This window comes from Streptomyces sp. NPDC057623, assembly GCF_042800355.1.
Classification (GTDB): domain Bacteria; phylum Actinomycetota; class Actinomycetes; order Streptomycetales; family Streptomycetaceae; genus Streptomyces.
The window spans coordinates 26,957-45,377 of sequence record NZ_JBHVGZ010000030.1; the positions used below are offsets into that span (position 1 = coordinate 26,957).

Consider the following 18,421-nt stretch of genomic DNA (forward strand, 5'->3'; position numbering starts at 1 on the left):
TGATTCGCCCGTTCGGGCGGCACTGCGTGTTGATCTTGCAGGCGTTCGGCCGGGGTCAGATCCGCACGCCGAACATGAACGGCATGTTGTTGATCGACTCGTAGCGGACGACCGTGCCGCTGCGCGGGGCGTGCAGCACCTGGCCGTTGCCCGCGTAGAGGCCGACGTGGTGCAGGTCGTCGTAGAAGATGACGAGGTCGCCGACCTTGAGCTCACCCATCGACAGGTGCCTGCCGTAGCTGGCCTGGGCCTGCGAGGTGCGCGGGATGGGGACGCCGGCCTGGCCGTAGGCCCAGGAGGTCAGGCCCGAGCAGTCGTAGGAGGCGGTGCCGGTGGCGCCGTAGACGTACGGCTTGCCGATCTGGCTCTGGGCGGCCTGGAAGGCGGCCATGGCCCGGCCGGAGGCGGAGCCGACGTTGCCGAGGTCCACGCGGTCGGCGGCGGAGCGGCTGGCGCGCTGCTCCTCGGCGGCGAGGGCGGCCTTCTCGGCGGCGGTCAGGGTGTTGAGCAGCTTCTGGGCCTCACCGAGCTTGGCCTGGACCTGCTTCTTCTTCTTGCCCAGTTCGGTGCGGGTGGAGGCGAGGTCCTTGAGCTTGTCGGACGCCTCGGCGCGCTGCTGGGAGAGCTCGCGCTGCTTGCCCTGGATCTTCTTCAGCGAGTCGACCTGCTGGGCGCTCAGCTGGTCCATCGTGGACGCCTTGTCCAGGTAGTCGTCCGGGTCGGACGACAGGAACAGCTGGACGGAGGAGTCGATGCTGCCCGTGCGGTACTGGGCGGCGGCCGCGAGGCCCATCGTGTCGCGCAGCTCGTTGAGCTCTTCCTGGCCGCGGGCGACGTTGTCCTGGATGGTGGAGATCTCCTTCTGGAGCTTCTCCTGCTTCTCCTTGGCGCCGTTGTACTTCTCGGTGGCCTGCTCGGCCTCCTCGTAGAGCTTGTCGACCTTGGCCTTTACCTCGTCCTTGCTCGGCTTCTCGCTGGGCGCCGCGTTGGCGGCCTGCGAACTGATGGCCACGGCAGCAGCGGCGGCGGTCGTCAGCACGGTCACACGTGCTCGGCTCGGCTGCTTGGGTCGACGGTGGGACGCCACGGAGGTGAACTCCTTCTTCTGAGTGATCACCCGCTCGGAGGTTCGAGGCCAGACCCTAGTGACCCAGTTGTGATCAGATCAAATCCTCACACGAAAATTCTCGTCACACCCGCCATTCTTTACACACAACTCACATCGTGTGACACGGGCTTGACACTACGTTGTCCGGGGCTTACACCAATTCGGGCATTGCGTCTGTACGTTGCCGTTTTCAGGACAGGCGCTTGAGAAGCACCGCAGAAGCCACCGGGCGGGCTCCGGCCCGGGCGACCCCGTCCGCGACCTCGCGGTCGGTCGAGGCGACGATGACCGGACGGCCCGGCGGCTCGGCGCGCACCAGCTGGCGGATCAGCTCGTCGGCGGTCACGCCCGGCTTGGAGAACAGCACCCGCACCCCGCGCGGCGGCGCGAGCAGTACGGGCGCGGCCAGTTCGGCCCCGTCGAAGACACAGGTCACCTCGGCGCCGGTCTGCGCGGCGAGCTGCGAGAGCTGGCCGAGCAGCCGCAGGCGCTGCTTCTCCAGCGGCATCTGGGGATAGCCGGTCTTGGTGACGTTGTAGCCGTCGACCACCAGATGCGCCTGCGGCAGCGCGAGGAGCTGGTCGAGGATCGCGGGGTCGTTCTCGGACAACGCCCGTGCGGCGATGTCCTTCGGGGTCATTCGTCCCGGTTCGACCGCGTCCACGGTCTCGGCCGGCCGTACGGACACCGGCGGCAACGCCAGCTCCCGGCGCAGCCCTTGGGCGGCGTCCAGCAGGGTGTCCAGGAGCAGCCGGACGCGCATGTCCTCGACGCTGCGTCCCTCGCGTGCCGCCTTGCGTGTGGCCTCCAGGGCGGCCTCGGCCTCCCCGAGCCGCGCCCTGAGCCGCCGGGTCTCGCTCTCGGCCGCGGAGACATGGGCGTGCCCCTCGGCGCGTACGGTCTCGATCTCGCCCTGGACCTTGCGCAGGGCGGCCTCGCCGCGCTTGACGTCACTGAGCGCCGACCGCAGCTTGCGGTGCAGCGACTCGGCTTCCTTCTTCGCCGCGTCCAGCTCGGTGCGCAGCCGCTCGGTCTCGTGCCGGGTGTGCTCACGGGCGTGCGCGAGCTCCTCGCGCAGCCGCTCCAGCTCGGCGCGGGTCTCGTCGTCGGCGCGCTCGGCGTCGGCCCGCTGGGCCTCCTCGCCGGCCGCGGTGACCAGCTTGACCCAGTCGGTGGGCCGCAGAACATAGGCCGCGGCCGCCACGTCGAGCGGGTCCGCGGCCGGGGGCGCCGAGCCGGCGTCGAGGGCGCCGGAGAGTTCCGGCTGGACCTCTCTGAACTTCTCCCCGATGCGCTGCCGGAACAGCGGATCGGTCTCCAGCGCGGCCGCCATCGCGTTGCCGGCGAACTTGGCCCGGCGGTTCGGCGCGAATCTGGCGTACTGCCGAAGCTGTGCGGGCAGTTCGCCGACGGTCAGCCCGCCGAACCCGTCGGACACGATCTGTACGACCCTGCGCCGTACCCCGTCGGGCAGCGGACGGTCGAGCACCTCGGCGGCGCCGTCGCCCGGCCCCCCGCCTTGTGTCTCCACCATCCCTCACACCCCAATGCTGTGCGGGGCCGGCTCCTGTCAGGAGCCGGCGCCCGGCCTGTCCACGAGTTCCACCTTGTCCACGGCGTTGCACCAGCGGCAGCGCACCGACTCGATGGTCTCACTGAGCACCTCGCGCTCCTCGACCTTCGGCTCGCCGGCCAGATCGAGGTGGACGTACTCCACGACCTTCGACGAGCGCGTCACGTCGAAGCGCGTGAGGTTGCCGCAGAGGGTGCAGCGCCACCGCGTCGTGTCGGTCGGCAGGGGAACCGTCATCGTGACCGTGCTCTTTCCTTCTGAGGCTTCTATTGTCCGCGACGCCCCGGGCTCCCCGGTGCGTGTGGCTCGTTACCCTACGGCCTGGCGGGTACTCGCCGCCCGTCCGTCCACGGCGGCGAGGCGGTCTGCGCGGGTGCGTCCGGTTACGTCATGCTCTGTATTCATGATCGGCAACTGGAGCGTGGCGCGTTTCGGGGCTCGGTTCGCCAAGGCGGGCCGATCGGCCTTCCGGGCGCCGGCGCCGGTGACGTACGCCCTGATCGCCGTGTGCTGCCTGCTCTTCCTGATCGGTCCGGCGGCGGGGCTGAATCCGGCGTACGGCTCCGGCGAGGGGCTGGCCGCCGCGCAGCGGGCCTACTTCCACCGCTGGGGTGTGGTGCCCGCGGAGCTGTTCGAGGGCGCGCCCCGGGCCGCCCTCACGCCCGCGACCGCACTCTTCGTGCACGGCAGCTGGGTACACCTGCTCGGCAACATGCTCTTCCTCTACGTCTTCGGCGTGCTGACCGAGCAACGGATGGGCCGCGTCCAGTTCACGCTCTTCTATCTGGGGTGCGGCTATCTGGCGCTGCTGGGCTACGCGGCCGCCAACGACGACTCCACCCAGTCCCTGGTCGGCGCCTCCGGGGCGATCTCGGCGATCCTCGGCGCGTTCCTGTTCCTCTTCCCCGGGGCGCGCGTGACAAGCCTGCTGCCGTTCCTGCTCTTCCTGCCGCTGCGCTTCCCGGCCTGGGTCGTGCTGCCCTTCTGGGCGGGCCTCCAATGGGTGGCGGCGGGGCGGGCCGCCCAGGGGCCGGGGGTGGCGTATCTGGCGCACCTGGTGGGCTTCGGACTGGGCTTCGGCTACGCGTGGGCCCGGTTCAGGGCTACCACTAGAGTGAACACCGCCCCAGCTCCGGCCTCCGAGGGAGAGAACCAGCCGTGATCACCGCGATCGTCCTCATCAAGACCAGCGTGGACCGGATTCCCGAGATCGCGGAGCGGATCGCTTCGCTGGAGAGCGTCACCGAGGTCTTCTCGGTCACCGGGACGTACGACCTGATCGCCATGGTGCGGGTGAAGCAGCACGAGGATCTCGCCGAGGTCATCCCGGGCCGGATCAGCAAGATCCCCGGTGTCGAGGGGACGGACACGCACGTGGCGTTCCGTACGTACTCGCAGCACGACATCGAGGCCGCGTTCGCCATCGGCCTGGACAGCTGACCCGCGTGGCGCAGGATGAAGGGTTCTTCATCCTGGGCTCATCCTGACCGCCGGGTACTGGGGGCAGGCTCGGTCGCATGGTCTTCTCGCACCGGATCGCGGCGCTGGCCGCCGTAGTGGCGATTCCGCTGGGCATCGCCGCGACCAGCTTCGCCCTCACCGACAACCCGGAGTCCCCCAAGGTCCCGGCCAAGGTCGAGCTGGACAGCGGCTCCCCCTCACCGACGCCCACCCGGCCCACGCCGACGCCGAGCGACGAGGTCGTCTCCCGGCCCCCGGTGACCGACAGCCCCACGAGCGACGACGATGACGACGCCCCCGACCGGGAGACCGGAGACGACGACCGTGGCGAGCCCGGGGACGACGGCTGACCCCGTGCGCCGTCGGATCTCCGCCCGGGTCCGGATCCTGCTCTGGCTGCTGTTCGTCATGGCCGTGGGACTCGTCTCCGTGGCGACGACGACACGGTCCATCCTGCTGCGGGACGTCGACCACCGGGCGAACGGGCTGCTCGCCCAGGAGGCCGGGGAGTTCGCCAACTTCGAGGAGCGGGGCGTCGACCCGGAGACCGGGCGTCCGTTCACCGACCCGTCGCGGCTGCTGGTCGAGTTCCTGGTACGGCAGTACGCCGACCCGGACGAGGAGCTGATCGGTCTGGTGGGCCGCCCGGGCACGACCCCGGCCCAGTACCGCCAGCCGCGTGACATCCCTGTCGCCGTTCCGCTGCACCGGGACGCCGACGCCCGCCGCCGCATCTTCGACTCGCCCGACGCCACGGGCACGCTGCACCGGGCGTCCGGCGAGATCCGCTGGGCCAAGGTCACGGTCGCCCGGGCCGGCGGCGAGGCCGAGGCCGCGTTCGTCGTCGCCTTCCACCCCGGGCGCGAACAGGCCGCGGTGAACGAGGAGTTCCGTATCCTGCTCGCCATCTCCGGCGTCGCCCTGCTGATGACGACCGGCATCGGCTGGGCGGTCGCGGGGCGGATCCTCAAGCCGGTGCGGCTGGTGCGCACGGCGGCGGCACAGCTCACCGAGCAGGACCTCACCCGTCGTATCCCGGTGCACGGGCGGGACGACATCGCCGCGCTCGCGGAGACCTTCAACGACATGCTCGACCGGCTGGAGCGGGCCTTCGCCGCCCAGCGCGAGTTCGTCGACGACGCGGGCCACGAGCTGCGCACGCCGATCACCATCGTGCGCGGCCATCTGGAGCTGATGGGCGGTGCCACCGAGAGCGCAGCCGAGCGCGAGGAGACGATACGGCTGGTCACCGACGAACTCGACCGGATGAGCCGCATCGTGGAGCACCTGCTGCTGCTCGCCAAGGCCGAGCGTCCCGACTTCGTCACCCCCGAGCCGGTCCAGCTCGCCGAGCTCACCGCCGACGTCTACGTCAAGGCCCGCACCCTCGGCGAGCGGGACTGGCAGCTCGCCGAGGTGGCCGACGTCGAGGCCGAGCTGGACCCGCAGCGCATCACCCAGGCGATGGTCCAGCTCGCCCAGAACGCCGTACAGCACACCGCGCCCGGCCAGACCGTCCGGATCGGCTCGCGCACCGACGGGCCGGGCGTCGAGCTGTACGTCGCCGACTCCGGGTGCGGTGTGCAGCCGCAGGACGGTGAGGTGATCTTCGAACGGTTCCGGCGCGGTACGTCCCGGCGCGGCGCCCGGGGCTCCGGAGCCGGGCTCGGCCTCTCGATCGTCCGGGCGATCGCGGAGGCGCACGGCGGCCGGGTGCGGCTGCGCGACACGGAGGGTGGCGGCGCCACCTTCGTCCTGCTCCTGGGAGAGGCACAGACGTGAACCGCATTCTCATCGTCGAGGACGAGGACAGGATCGCCTCCTTCGTCGAGAAGGGCCTGCGCTCCAACGGCTTCACCACGACCGTCGTCGGCGACGGCGACGCCGCCTACGAGTACGCGTTGACCGGCGGTTTCGATCTGGTGGTCCTGGACATCGGCCTGCCCGGCCGGGACGGCTTCACGGTGCTGCGCGAACTGCGCGAGGCCCGGGTGTCGGTTCCGGTGATCGTGCTGACCGCGCGGGACTCCGTACGGGACACGGTGGCCGGTCTGGAGGGCGGTGCCGACGACTGGATGACCAAGCCGTTCCGCTTCGAGGAACTGCTCGCCCGGGTGCGCCTGCGGCTGCGTACGGCGGCCCGGGCGCCCGAGGTGACGGTGCTGCGGTCGGGTTCGCTCACCCTGGACCTGCGCACCCGGCGGGCCCGGGCGGACGAGCGGACCGTGGACCTGACGGCCCGTGAATTCGTGCTGCTGGAGCTGTTCCTGCGGCATCCGGGGCAGGTACTGTCCCGCGAGCAGATCCTGTCGCACGTGTGGGGCTACGACTTCGACCCCGGGTCCAACATCGTGGACGTGTACGTGCGGGCGCTGCGCAAGAAGCTCGGGGCCGAACGGGTCGAGACGGTGCGGGGCGTGGGGTACCGCCTGTCCGCGTGAGGTCTTTGGCCCGCGGGAAGTCCCCGGTCCGCGTGAAGTGTCCTTCATCCACGGCTCATCGAGCGCTCACGGCCCGGGTGAACCCTCGATGACGTGACCCTGAACCTCCGACTGGGCGCGGCCCTGTGCGTGGCGCTCTCCCTGTGCGCGCTGCTCGCCGTGCCCGGCAACTTCCCGGGACTCGGCGCCGACGCCCGCCTCACCCTCGCCGTGTTCGCCCTGGCGACCTGCGCCTGGATCGCCACACCGGTCGACGACACGTACATCGCGCTGGGTGCCGGACTCGCCCTGACGGTGACCGGGGTGATCAGCAGCGACACGCTCTTCGGCACCCTCGGGGACTCGACGGTCTGGTTGCTGATCTGCGCCTTCGTGCTCGCGGCCGCCGTGGCCCGGACAGGGCTCGCCGGGCGGGCGGCGGCGTTCCTGGTCGGCGGGGCGCGGACCGTACGCCAGCTCGTGCACCTCACCACGGCCGCCCTGGTCGTCACGGCGTTCGCGGTGCCGGCCACGTCGGGGCGGGCCGCGCTCGCGCTGCCGGTGTTCCTGGCGCTCGCCAAGGTGCTGGCCGACCGCAAGCGGCTGGTGGTGATGCTGGCGCTGCTGTTCCCGACCGTGATCCTGCTGTCGGCGGTGGCGACCCTGATCGGGGCCGGTGCGCATCTGATCACCGTGTCGGTGCTGTGGCAGGCCACCGGTGACCGGATCGGCTTCACCGAGTGGCTGCTGCTCGGCCTGCCGCTGGCCGTGGCGTCGTCCCACCTGGCCGCCGAGGCCGTACTCCTGACGACGACCCGGCGCGCGGACCGCGAGGGCGCCGTGCACATCACCCCCGAGCAGATCCAGGAGCACAGCGACGACCCGGTCACCGGCCCCTGGTCGCAGGCCGAGAAGCGGTGCGCGCTGCTGCTCGGCACAGTCGTGGTGCTGTGGTGCAGCGAGCCGCTCCACCGGGTGCCGCCCGCCGTCGTGGCGCTGATCGGCGCGGTGGTGGCGGCCTCCCCGGCCCTCGGCACCGTGCGTCTGAAGGACGCTCTGAAGACGGTCCCGTGGTCACTGCTGCTCTTCATGGCCGCGACGATGGCGATGGGCGTCGCGCTCGCCGACTCCGGAGCCGCGCGCTGGCTGGTCGACGGGCTCCCCGCGGGCATCAGCCCGATGCTGTTCCTGGCCGTCGTGATCGTGGTCAGCACGGCGGCCCACCTGGTCCTCCAGTCCCGCTCGGCCCGCTCCTCGGTCCTGGTCCCCTTGGTGGTCGCGGCGGCCGTCGGCGCCGGCGTCAACCCGGTGGCCGCCGCGCTCGCCTCCACCGCCGCGGCCGGCTTCTGCCACACCCTCCCGGCCTCCGCCAAGCCGGTCACGCTCTTCTCCGACATCCCGGGGACCCCCACCTACACCCCGCGCGACCTGCTGCGCCTGTCCGCCGTCCTGGCCCCGCTGACGGCCGCCCTTGTCCTGCTCTTCGCCGTCGCGGTGTGGCCGCTGCTCGGCGTACCCGTGCTCCGTTAGGAGATCTGATGCTGACCCGAGTCGTCGTAGCCCCCAGTGGCTTCAAGGAGTCCCTGTCCGCCCAGGCAGCCGCCGAGGCCATCTCGGACGGTGTCCGGCGCGTCCTGCCGGACGCCGTGCTCGACCTGATCCCCCTGGTGGACGGCGGCGAGGGCACGGCCGCCACCCTGGCCGCCGCGACCGGCGGACGGCTGGTCGCGCTGCCCGCCACGGGCCCGGTCGGCGAGCCGGTCGGCACGCACTTCGCGCTGCTCGGCTCGGGCGACGGGGACACGGCGGTCGTGGAGATGGCCGCGGTGGCCGGGCTGTCCCTCGTGCCCCGCGCCCTGCGCGACCCGGGCGCCACGACGACGTACGGCGTCGGCGAACTCCTGCGCGCCGCGCTCGACACGGGCGTACGGCGCGTCCTGATCGGCTGCGGCGACTCGGGTACGTCCGACGGGGGCGCCGGCGCGCTCCAGGCGCTCGGCGCCCGGCTCCTGGACGCCGACGGCTTCGAACTGCCCCGTGGCGGGCGCGAGTTGACGCGGCTCGCGCGGATCGACCCGTCCGGTCTGGACCCGCGGCTGCGGGACGTCGAGCTGCTCGTCGCCTGCAACCCGTACAACGTGCTGTGCGGCGAGCGCGGCGTGGCCCGGGTCTTCGGCCCGCAGAAGGGGGCGACGCCCGCACAGGTCGAGGACCTCTCGGCGGGCCTGGAGAACTGGGCACACGTCCTCACCCGTGACCTGGGGGCCGTGGGCACCGACCTGCGCCACGGCCCCGGCACCGGTGCGTCCGGCGGTCTGGGCGCGGGGCTCGCCGCGCTGGGCGCCCGTCTGCTCCCCCGCTTCGACGTGCTCCTGGGCCACCTCGACCTGGACGCCCGCCTCGCCCGCGCCGACCTCGTCGTCACCGCCGAGGGCGCACTGGACCACCAGACACCCCGGGGCAAGGTCCCGGCCGAGGTGGCCCGCCGGGCCAAGCTGTACGGCCGCCCGGTGCTCGTGCTGGCGGGCACCCTCGGCGAGGGCGCCCACGAGGTGCCGGGCGTGGACGCGTTCAGTGCGATCCTGCCGGCGCCGATGGCCCTGGCGGAAGCCCTGGTCCGGGCCTCCGAACTCCTCACGGACGCGACCGAACGCGCCCTGCGGATGATCCTGCTGGGCGCCCGGCTACCGGCTCACGCGGAGGTGTCGGGCACGCAACGCCCGTCCTCCGTGCGGTAGTTCCACCGGGCACCGTCCGCCACGAGCTCCTTCACGGCGTTCACGAACCGCTCGACGTGCTCGTCCGGCGTACCGGCCCCGAAGCTCACCCGGATCGCGTTGAGGGACTTCTCGCCGGGAGCGGCGTCCGGGGCACCGCACTCGCCCTGCGTCTGCGGGTCGCTGCCGAGCAGGGTGCGGACCAGGGGGTGGGCGCAGAACAGGCCGTCCCGCACCCCGATGCCGTACTCGGCGGAGAGCGCGGCGGCGAAGTGGGAGCTGTTCCAGCCGTCGACGACGAAGGAGATCACGCCGACGCGCGGGGCGTCGTCGCCGAAGAGGGAGAGGATCCGGACCTCGGGCACCTCGGCGAGGCCCGTGCGCACCTGCTCGATCAGGTACTGCTCCCGGGTGACCAGGCTGTCGAACCCGGCCTCGGCGAGCGCCTTGCAGGCGGAGGCGATGGAGTAGGCGCCGATGACGTTCGGCGAGCCGGCCTCGTGGCGGGCGGCGCTCTCGTGCCACTCGACGTCCACTCCCCCGTCCTCGCGCCGGGTGACCTTGCGGCTGGCGCCGCCGCCCGCGAGGTACGGCTCGGCCTCCCGCAGCCAGTCGGCGCGGCCGGCCAGGACGCCGGAGCCGAACGGGGCGTACAGCTTGTGGCCGGAGAAGGCGACCCAGTCGACGTCCAGGTCCTGGACGCTCACCGGGTGGTGCGGGGCGAGCTGGGCGGCGTCGAGCACGATCCGGGCGCCGTGGGCATGGGCGGCCGCCGCGAGTTCCCGTACGGGCCACAGCTCACCGGTGACGTTCGAGGCGCCGGTGACGCAGACCAGGGCCGGGCCGTGGGGGTCACGGTCGCCGAGGGCGCGCTCCAGGGTCTCGATGGCCTGGCGCGGGGTGCGGGGCGCGTTGAGGTAGGTGACCTGCGCATTCTTCCAGGGCAGCAGGGAGGCGTGGTGCTCGGTCTCGAAGACGAAGACCTGGCAGCCGGCCGGGAGGGCGGCGGCGAGGAGGTTGAGCGAGTCGGTGGTGGACCGGGTGAACACGACCTGGTCGGTGTCCCGGCAGTCGAGGAACTCGGCGACCGTCCTGCGGGCGTTCTCGAACAGGTCGGTGGACAGCTGGGAGAGGTATCCGGCACCGCGGTGGACGCTACCGTAGTACGGCGCGTAGGCGGCGACGTCGTCCCAGACGCGCTGGAGGGCCGGGGCGCTGGCGGCGTAGTCGAGCGCGGCGTAGGTGACCTCGCCGCCGGTCACGAGCGGGACGGTGACATCACGGCCCAGAACGGGCAACGGGGTGCAAACGGACTGGTCGACGGCAGCGGTGGAGACAGACATGGCGAACTCCCGTGAGTGGCATGCGGGTTGAGGGCATGCGGGAAAGAGAAAAAGGGTGTGCGGAGGCGGGGCTCAGCAGCCCTATCGCATTCGCTTGCTCACGGAAGACTCCCTCGAACGACCAGGACCCCTGGTTTCGAGAGGGGCCCGCGCTTGCCGTAGACCTCGCTGCCTACGGCCTGGTCTTCACCCGGGGCACCCCGCCACGGACGGAGGGTTGCCGGACAGTCGGCCGGGGCCTCATGACTGTCACTCATGACCTGGTCCAATATCCTGCCACACGATCTTCGACGCGCAAGGCGCGGTCCAGAATCCGGACTGCGCCCTGCGTCACATCTGGCGGGTTCAGGCGTTGCTGGCCGCCACCCAACGCTCCAGCGTCCGCTTGGCCGCCCCCGAGTCGATCGACTCCGCCGCCCTCGCCATACCGAGCCGGATCTGCTCCGTGAGCGGGGCCCGAGTGGGCTCCAACGCCACCAGCGCCGCCGCCGAGTTGAGCAGTACGGCGTCCCGTACCGGCCCCGGGTCGCCGTCCAGCAGGCGCCGGGCGACCTCCGCGTTGTACGACGCGTCCGCGCCGCGCAGCGCCTCCACGGGCACCAGCTCGATGCCGACGTCGCGCGGGTCGAAGGCCTCCTCGGTCACCTTGCCGTCGCGGACCACCCACACCCGGGAGGTGGCCGTCGTCGTCAGCTCGTCGAGGCCGTCGTCGCCGCGGAACACCAGAGCGGACGAGCCGCGCTCGGCCAGCACGCCGGCGATGAGCCCCGCCATCCGGGTGTCGAAGCAGCCGACCGCCGAGGAGGTGACGCGGGCGGGGTTGGTCAGCGGGCCGAGGAGGTTGAACGAGGTCGGGATGCCCAGGTCCCGCCGTACGCCACCGACGAACCGCATGGAGGGGTGGAACTTGGCGGCGAAGCAGAAGGTGATCCCGGCCTCGTCCACCACCCGCGCCACGCCCTGCGGCGACAGGTCCAGGTTGATGCCGAGCTTCTCCAGCACGTCGGACGAGCCGCTCGCGGACGACGACGCGCGGTTGCCGTGCTTGACCACCTTCGCCCCGGCGCCCGCGATCACGATGGCTGACATCGTCGAGATGTTGACCGTCTTGGCGCGGTCGCCGCCCGTGCCGACGATGTCGACGGCCGGGCCGGGGATGTCCAGCGGCTGGGCGTGGGCGTACATCGCCTCGACGAGGCCGTTGATCTCCTCGACGGTCTCGCCCTTGGCCCGCAGGGCCACCATGAAGCCGGCGATCTGGGCGTCCGAGGCCTCGCCGCTCATGAAGCGGTCCATCGCCCATGCCGTGTCGCCGGCGCTCAGGTCCTGTCCGGCGAGCAGGGCACTCAGCACCTCGGGCCAGGAACGGCCCGCCGCGGTGTCGCCTCCAGCGGGGGTCACAGCGCTCATCAGCCGCTCCTGGGTCGGTTGTCCTTGTCCCGCACTACGGGACGTGAATCTCAACGGGGTCCACCCTATCCAGCCGCGGGGCACGGCGAAGGGCCCCGTCCGTACAACGGACGGGGCCCTTCAACCGTGGCGTGGCTAAGCAGTACTGGCGAGACCGCGGTTCCGACGCGCCCCCTCAGGGGCGCGGGGAACTGCGCGACCAACCACAACGGCGCCGCAGACAACCGACGACGCATCGCGGCACCATCAGCGGAGCGTCAGTGGTGGCCGTGGCCGCTCGTGATCTCCTTGTACTCCTCGACGGTGGGCTTCGGGATCTGGCCGTCCTCGTCGAAGTAGGACTTGCTGAGCTTGGCGCGCAGCTTCTCGGAGCCCTTCACCTTGCGCTCGACGCCGTTCTCGTCGACCGTCGGGCCGATCTCGAGCGGCTGGTACTGCTCGTGCGCGGTGAGGGTGTGCAGCGCGTCCTGGCTGAGCGGCTCGTGCACCTCGATGAACTCACCGTGCGGCAGGCGCTTGATGATGCCCGACTCGCGGCCGTGCAGCACCTTGTCCTTGTCCCGGCGCTGGAGGCCGAGGCAGATCCGCTTGGTGATGATGAACGCGAGGACCGGGCCGACGAAGAAGCCGATCCGGACGAACCAGGTGACCGCGTTGATCGACAGGTGGAAGTGGGTGGCCCACAGGTCGTTGCCACCACCGACCAGGCCGATCATGTACACCGTGACCCAGGCGACGCCGAACGCGGTACGCGTCGGAGCGTTGCGCGGACGGTCCAGGATGTGGTGCTCGCGCTTGTCTCCGGTGACCCAGGACTCGATGAACGGGTAGACCGCGATCGCGCCCAGGACCAGACCGAAGAGCACCAGCGGGATGAACACGCCCAGGACGAGCGTGTGACCCCAGAAGTTGACCTCCCAGCCCGGCATGTACCGGACCAGACCCTCGGCGAAGCCCATGTACCAGTCGGGCTGGGCGCCCGTGGACACCTGGTCCGGCCGGTAGGGGCCCATGGCCCAGATCGGGTTGATCTGCGCGACCGCCGCGATGACCGCGATGACACCGAAGACCAGGAAGAAGAAGCCTCCGGCCTTGGCCATGTAGACCGGCATCAGCGGCATGCCGACGACGTTCTTGTTGGTCTTTCCGGGGCCCGCGAACTGCGTGTGCTTGTGGTAGAAGACCAGGATCAGGTGGCCGACCACCAGACCGAGCATGATGCCCGGCAGCAGCAGGATGTGGATCGAGTAGAAACGGGCCACGAAGTCGACGCCCGGGAACTCGCCGCCGAAGAGGAAGAACGAGATGTACGTGCCGACGATCGGCATGGACAGGATCGCGCCCTCGGTGAAGCGCACACCGGTGCCGGAGAGCAGGTCGTCCGGGAGCGAGTAGCCGGTGAAACCGGTGAACATGCCCAGGACGAACAGCAGGAAGCCGAACAGCCAGTTGATCTCACGCGGCTTGCGGAACGCGCCCGTGAAGAACACGCGCATCATGTGCACGAACATGCCGGCGAGGAAGATCAGCGCCGCCCAGTGGTGGATCTGCCGGATGAGCAGACCACCGCGCACGTCGAAGGAGATGTGCAGCGTCGAGCTGAACGCCTCCGACATGAGCTGTCCCTGCAGCGGGACGTAACTGCCGTGGTACTCCACCTCGTTCATCGACGGGTGGAAGAACAGCGTCAGGTACACACCCGTGAGGATGATGATGATGAAGCTGTAGAGGCAGACCTCACCCAACATGAACGACCAGTGGTCGGGGAAGATCTTGCGCATGTTGGCCTTGGCCAGGGAGTAGATCCCCAGTCGGCCGTCCGCCCAGTCGGCGACGCGCTCGCCGGCCGGGGCCTTCCCGCGAGAGCGGGACTCTGTCGTCTCTGTGGTGCTCATCCGCGCTCCCAGAATGCAGGACCGACGGGCTCATCGAAGTCGCCGAGCGCCTCGAGGTAGCCCTCGTCGTTCACGCCGATCCGCAGCTGCGGCAGGGCGTGACCAGCGGGACCGAAGATCACTCGGGCACCGTCGGAGAGGTCGAAGGTGGACTGGTGACAGGGGCACAGCACGTGGTGCGTCTGCTGCTCGTACAGGGAGATCGGGCAACCGACGTGGGTGCAGATCTTCGAGTACGCGACGATGCCCTCGTGCGACCACTCGAGCTCGCGCTTGTCCTTGATGTCGTCGGGCTGGAGCCGGACGATCATCAGGGCGGCCTTGGCGATCTCGTTCTGGAAGTCGTGGTCGTGCTCCTCCAGGCCCTCCGGCTTGGCGAAGGTGAGGGAGCCGACCGCGACGTCCGAGGGACGCAGCGGCTCGTCGGTGTTCATGTTGACGAGCAGCTTGCCCTTGGACCACAAGGTGTGGCGCAGCTTGGTCCCGGGCAGCGGGCCGAGGTCACGCAGCAGGACCACGCCGGAGAGCGGGAACAGGGCGAGCGCGCCGAACATCGTGTTGCGGATCAGCTTGCGACGCCCCAGCACGGACTCCTTGGCGCCCTGCTTGAAGTCGGCCATGACCTTGGCCTTGACCTCGGGCTCCGCCGCGATGGCGTGTCGCTCGTCCGCGACCTCCACGTCCGACATCAGGGTGCGGGCCCAGTGGACCGCGCCCGCGCCGATGCAGAACAGCGCCGCACCGAGGGTCAGACCCAGCGCGAAGTTCAGCGCGTTGAGGTGACCGATCGGGAAGACGAAGATCGACTTGTCGTGCGGGATCGCGACGTACGAGGCGATGAAGCCGACGGTGGCCAGCATCGACACCGTGAACAGCAGGGCGACCGTGCGCTCGGACCGCTTGGCGGCCCGCTCGTCGATGTCCTGGATCCGGTGCTCGTGGGGCGGCAGACCGGGGTCGGCGAAGGGGTTCTTCTCGTCCGCTACCGCGACGTGGGCGTCCTGCTCAGCGGGCAGGTTCTCTTCTGGAATGTCTTGGCTACTCATGACTTCTTGGCCTTTGCGGTCCGAGCGGCGACCCAGACGGCGACCGCGATCAGTGCACCGAGCCCGAAGATCCAGGCGAAGAGGCCCTCACTGACCGGCCCGAGGCCGCCCAGCTCCAGACCACCCGGGTTGACCGTCTCGTCGCTGTTGACCGCGTGCAGGTACGCGATGATGTCCTTCTTGTTCTGCTCCGACAGCGTGGTGTCGGGGAACGACGGCATGTTCTGCGGGCCGGTCTGCATGGCCTCGTAGATGTGCTTGGGGTCGACATCCTTCAGGCTCGGTGCGTACTTGCCCTCCGTCAGCGCGCCGCCCTTGCCGGTGAAGTTGTGGCACTGGGCGCAGTTGTTGCGGAAGAGCTCGCCGCCCTCGGCGATGTCCGCTCCCTCGGGGCCGTACTGCTCCTCCGTCGGGATGGACGGGCCGGCGCCCAGCGAGGCGATGAACGCCGCGAGCTGGTCGATCTCGGCCTGCGAGTAGATGTTCTTCTTCTTCGGGACCTGGGCGCCCTGGGAGGTGGCGGCCGGCATACGGCCCGTCGAGACCTGGAAGTCGACGGCGGCAGCGCCGACGCCCACCAGGCTCGGCCCGTCGGAGGTGCCCTGACCATCGGCTCCGTGGCAGCTGGCGCAGCCGACGGTGTAGAGCTTCTTGCCCTCCTCGATGGTGAGGGACTGGGCGGATTCCTCGGCCTGCGCCTTGTCCGCGGGAGCGAACACGGCGTACAGCCCCCCCGTGCACGCCAGCGCGAGGAGTAGGACGACGACCGCCGCCAGCGGATGGCGTCGTCGTGCGGAGAGCTTTTTCACGGATTACCCCGGTGTCAGGATCTTCTGCGTCGATGCTTCGGTATGTGCGTTTGTGGAAACGCGCGCGGGATCGGGCCCGACTACTTGATCATGTAGATCGTGGCGAAGAGGCCGATCCAGACGACATCGACGAAGTGCCAGTAGTAGGACACGACGATCGCGGCGGTCGCCTGCTCGTGCGTGAACCTCTTCGCCGCGTAGGTGCGACCGAGGACCAGCAGGAAGGCGATGAGTCCGCCCGTCACGTGCAGGCCGTGGAAGCCGGTGGTCAGGTAGAAGACCGAGCCGTACGGGTCGGACGAGAGCGAGAGGCCCTCGTGCTTGACCAGCTCGGTGTACTCGTACACCTGACCGCCGATGAAGATCGCACCCATGATGAAGGTGACGATGAACCAGCCCCGGAGCTTCTTCACGTCACCGCGCTCGGCGGCGAAGACGCCGAGCTGGCAGGTGAGGGAGGAAAGCACCAGGATCGTGGTGTTCGTCGCCGAGAACGGGAAGTTCAGGGCGGCGGCCTTCTCGTGCCAGAAGTCCGGACCGGTCACCGATCGCAGGGTGAAGTACATCGCGAAGAGGGCCGCGAAGAACATCAGCTCGGAACTCAACCAGATGATGGTTCCGACGCTGGTGAGGTTCGGTCGGTTGACCGACGGGTGCGCGTGACCCTTGTCTACTGTCGTTGCTGTCGCCACGACCGACATTATGTCGGTCGCTTATCCCGCCCTCACTCCGGGGGGTGCCGTTCGGAGTGTCTTCGCTGTCCGTACCGGTGTTGACGTGGTGTTCAAGGGAGTAGCATCCGGCCCAACGGGCCTGTCCTTACGACGCTGACGTCACGGAGGAACAATGCAGCCGACCGCCACGGTGCTGGTCTACAGCGACGACTCCAACACCCGCGAGCAGGTGAGGCTGGCCACCGGGCGCCGGCCCGCTCCGGACGTACCTGTGGTGCAGTTCGTGGAGTGCGCGACGCCGGCCGCGGTGGTGCGCGAGCTGGACAAGGGGGGCATCGACGTCTGTGTGCTGGACGGTGAGGCCGTGCCCATGGGGGGCATGGGGGTCTGCCGGCAGATCAAGGACGAGGTGTTCAACTGCCCGCCGGTGCTGCTGCTGATCGGGCGGCCACAGGACGCGTGGCTGGCCACGTGGAGCCGGGCTGAGGCGGCTGTGACGCTGCCTGTGGAGCCGGTGGAGTTCGCGGCGGCGTTGGCTTCCCTGCTGCGGACGAAGAACCTTCAGAGCGCCTAGGAGCGCGGGTTCCGAGGGTTGTGGGGCGACTGCGGGTCCGGTGTGGCCGGTCGCGCAGTTCCTCGCGCCCCGTCGGGTCGGCTGCCGACCCGTCGGCCTAGACGCTCTGTGGCCTCAGGTTCGCCCTCTCCGCCGGGCTCGGGCCATCCGGTGTGCCGCCCACCAGGGCGCTGCCGTCACGCCAGTTCTTCCAGGGCAGGTTCCAGTCGCCGAAGCCGTTGCCGAACGGCTCCATCGTGTTGCCGTACGAGTTGATGACCTTGACGATGTCGCCCTCGCGGACGTTGTCGAAGAACCACGAGGCGTTGGCGGTGCTCATGCCGGTGCAGCCGTGGCTGACGTTGGCGTAGCCCTGGGAGCCGACCGACCAGGGCGCGGCGTGGACGTATTCGCCGCTCCAGGTCACGCGGGTGGCGTAGTAGACCGGTAGGTCGTACGAGTCCGCGGAGCCCTCCGCTATGCCGACGCTCGTGCCGCGCATGCGTACGAAGTACTCCTTGCCCAGTACGACCTTGACGCCGTTGCGGGTCTCGAAGCCGGGCTTTCCGGTCGTGACGGGGATCGACCTGACCTCCTCGCCGTTGCGGTAGAGCGTCAGCTGGTGGGTCGCGGCGTCCGTGACGGCGATGACCTGGTCACCGATGGTGATGCGCAGGGGCTTGACCTTGCCGCCCCAGAGCCGGTCGCTGATCTTGATGCCGTCGAGGTTGCTGCGGGCCTGGATGGTGGCGCCGGCGGGCCAGTACTCCTGGGGGCGGTAGTGGAGCTTGGTGTCGTCCACCCAGTGCCAGTTGCCGTCGACGGCGGGGGTGGACTCGACCTTGAGGGCCCGCTCCACGATCGCCCGCTGGTTCCTGTCCTTGATGGGCTGGCTCAGTTCGGCCGTGACGGGCTGGCCGACGCCGTATGTGCCCGTCTTGGGGCCGAACGTCACCGTCAGGTGCTTCTTGCTGGTCGGCTTGCTGGTGTCGAAGGTGAGGACCTTGCGGCCGGGGGCGCCGTCCTCGTCCTCGGTGCTCACGCGGAGCGTGTAGTGGGCGTTGGCGGCGAGCGGGGAGGTGCTGTGCCAGCGGGTGCCGTCGACGGAGAGTTCGCCCGCGACATGGCGTCCTGCGGCGTCCCTGGCGGTGACGTCCGTGATGCGGCCGTCGGAGTCCTCGGCGGTGATCTCCAGGGGCTTGTCGGGGTCGGCCTTCCCGCCGTCGCCCGTGGGGCCGTTGAAGGCGATCTGGTCGGCCGCGTCGTAGGGCTCGGCGGACAGCGGGTTGCCGTCGCTGCTGCAGCCGACGGCGCTCGCGCCTATCGCGACCAGCAGCAGCGAGCAGCCTATGACGGTGCTCGTACGCGGTATTTGGCTCATGGCCTCAACGTAGGAAGCCGCGTCGGCCACG

General features: G+C 70.2%; 18 protein-coding genes and 1 riboswitch. Of the genes, 8 read left to right on the forward strand and 10 right to left on the reverse strand.

Annotated elements, in window-relative coordinates:
* Positions 1 to 55: 55 nt before the first annotated feature.
* The 3 genes from ACFU95_RS27325 to ACFU95_RS27335 all read right to left on the reverse strand — a co-directional run bounded on the left by ACFU95_RS27325 (position 56) and on the right by ACFU95_RS27335 (position 2,918).
* Entirely contained in the window at positions 56 to 1,087 is a 1,032-nt protein-coding gene (locus tag ACFU95_RS27325; RefSeq protein WP_383832473.1) for an NlpC/P60 family protein, read from the reverse strand.
* A 211-nt stretch (positions 1,088 to 1,298) separates the two neighbouring features.
* Positions 1,299 to 2,642: an NYN domain-containing protein gene (locus ACFU95_RS27330; protein WP_383832349.1), complete on the reverse strand. Its 1,344-nt coding sequence runs from the start codon at positions 2,640 to 2,642 to the stop codon at positions 1,299 to 1,301.
* A gap of 36 nt (positions 2,643 to 2,678) precedes the next feature.
* Positions 2,679 to 2,918 (reverse strand): hypothetical protein, encoded by a 240-nt coding sequence (locus ACFU95_RS27335; protein ID WP_217209432.1) that lies wholly within the window; start codon positions 2,916 to 2,918, stop codon positions 2,679 to 2,681.
* 166 nt (positions 2,919 to 3,084) lie between these two features.
* Here ACFU95_RS27335 and ACFU95_RS27340 point away from each other — a divergent pair, with 166 nt between their 5' ends.
* From ACFU95_RS27340 to ACFU95_RS27370, 7 genes are all read left to right on the forward strand, one after another.
* Positions 3,085 to 3,843, forward strand: a complete 759-nt coding sequence (locus tag ACFU95_RS27340; protein ID WP_383832351.1) for a rhomboid family intramembrane serine protease — start codon at positions 3,085 to 3,087, stop codon at positions 3,841 to 3,843.
* Positions 3,840 to 4,121, forward strand: a complete 282-nt coding sequence (locus ACFU95_RS27345; protein WP_048585175.1) for an Lrp/AsnC family transcriptional regulator — start codon at positions 3,840 to 3,842, stop codon at positions 4,119 to 4,121. Before ACFU95_RS27340 ends, ACFU95_RS27345 begins: the two co-directional genes overlap by 4 nt.
* A gap of 77 nt (positions 4,122 to 4,198) precedes the next feature.
* On the forward strand, positions 4,199 to 4,492 hold the full coding sequence (locus ACFU95_RS27350; RefSeq protein ID WP_383832354.1) for a small secreted hydrophilic protein: 294 nt from the start codon (positions 4,199 to 4,201) through the stop codon (positions 4,490 to 4,492).
* Positions 4,428 to 5,924: an ATP-binding protein gene (locus ACFU95_RS27355; RefSeq protein WP_383832356.1), complete on the forward strand. Its 1,497-nt coding sequence runs from the start codon at positions 4,428 to 4,430 to the stop codon at positions 5,922 to 5,924. Before ACFU95_RS27350 ends, ACFU95_RS27355 begins: the two co-directional genes overlap by 65 nt.
* On the forward strand, positions 5,921 to 6,583 hold the full coding sequence (locus tag ACFU95_RS27360; RefSeq protein ID WP_383832358.1) for a response regulator transcription factor: 663 nt from the start codon (positions 5,921 to 5,923) through the stop codon (positions 6,581 to 6,583). The genes ACFU95_RS27355 and ACFU95_RS27360 overlap by 4 nt, the downstream gene beginning before the upstream one ends.
* Positions 6,584 to 6,676: 93 nt before the next feature.
* Complete coding sequence (locus tag ACFU95_RS27365) at positions 6,677 to 8,092, forward strand: SLC13 family permease (RefSeq protein ID WP_383832360.1); 1,416 nt, start codon at positions 6,677 to 6,679, stop codon at positions 8,090 to 8,092.
* A gap of 8 nt (positions 8,093 to 8,100) precedes the next feature.
* Entirely contained in the window at positions 8,101 to 9,300 is a 1,200-nt protein-coding gene (locus ACFU95_RS27370) for a glycerate kinase (RefSeq protein ID WP_383832362.1), read from the forward strand.
* Here the strand turns inward: ACFU95_RS27370 and ACFU95_RS27375 are convergent.
* From ACFU95_RS27375 to ACFU95_RS27400, 6 genes are all read right to left on the reverse strand, one after another.
* Positions 9,255 to 10,622: an aminotransferase class V-fold PLP-dependent enzyme gene (locus tag ACFU95_RS27375; protein ID WP_383832364.1), complete on the reverse strand. Its 1,368-nt coding sequence runs from the start codon at positions 10,620 to 10,622 to the stop codon at positions 9,255 to 9,257. The genes ACFU95_RS27370 and ACFU95_RS27375 overlap by 46 nt on opposite strands.
* A 144-nt stretch (positions 10,623 to 10,766) precedes the next feature.
* Positions 10,767 to 10,883, reverse strand: a riboswitch (SAM riboswitch).
* Positions 10,884 to 10,967: 84 nt separating this feature from the next.
* On the reverse strand, positions 10,968 to 12,032 hold the full coding sequence (gene trpD, locus ACFU95_RS27380) for an anthranilate phosphoribosyltransferase (RefSeq protein ID WP_383832366.1): 1,065 nt from the start codon (positions 12,030 to 12,032) through the stop codon (positions 10,968 to 10,970).
* A gap of 257 nt (positions 12,033 to 12,289) precedes the next feature.
* Positions 12,290 to 13,927, reverse strand: a complete 1,638-nt coding sequence (locus ACFU95_RS27385) for a cytochrome bc complex cytochrome b subunit (RefSeq protein WP_383832368.1) — start codon at positions 13,925 to 13,927, stop codon at positions 12,290 to 12,292.
* A complete protein-coding gene (locus ACFU95_RS27390) occupies positions 13,924 to 14,973 on the reverse strand; it encodes a Rieske 2Fe-2S domain-containing protein (RefSeq protein WP_383832370.1) in 1,050 nt (349 codons plus the stop codon). The genes ACFU95_RS27385 and ACFU95_RS27390 overlap by 4 nt, the downstream gene beginning before the upstream one ends.
* Positions 14,970 to 15,782, reverse strand: a complete 813-nt coding sequence (locus tag ACFU95_RS27395) for a c-type cytochrome (protein ID WP_383832373.1) — start codon at positions 15,780 to 15,782, stop codon at positions 14,970 to 14,972. Before ACFU95_RS27395 ends, ACFU95_RS27390 begins: the two co-directional genes overlap by 4 nt.
* An 80-nt stretch (positions 15,783 to 15,862) precedes the next feature.
* A complete protein-coding gene (locus ACFU95_RS27400) occupies positions 15,863 to 16,483 on the reverse strand; it encodes a heme-copper oxidase subunit III (protein ID WP_031483278.1) in 621 nt (206 codons plus the stop codon).
* Between the two features lie 145 nt (positions 16,484 to 16,628).
* Between ACFU95_RS27400 and ACFU95_RS27405 the strand changes: the two genes are divergently transcribed.
* Positions 16,629 to 17,030, forward strand: coding sequence for a hypothetical protein (locus ACFU95_RS27405; RefSeq protein ID WP_302001309.1), 402 nt, complete (start codon positions 16,629 to 16,631; stop codon positions 17,028 to 17,030).
* A gap of 97 nt (positions 17,031 to 17,127) precedes the next feature.
* Here ACFU95_RS27405 and ACFU95_RS27410 read toward each other — a convergent pair whose 3' ends face one another.
* Positions 17,128 to 18,390, reverse strand: a complete 1,263-nt coding sequence (locus ACFU95_RS27410) for an Ig-like domain-containing protein (protein WP_383832376.1) — start codon at positions 18,388 to 18,390, stop codon at positions 17,128 to 17,130.
* Positions 18,391 to 18,421: the final 31 nt, after the last annotated feature.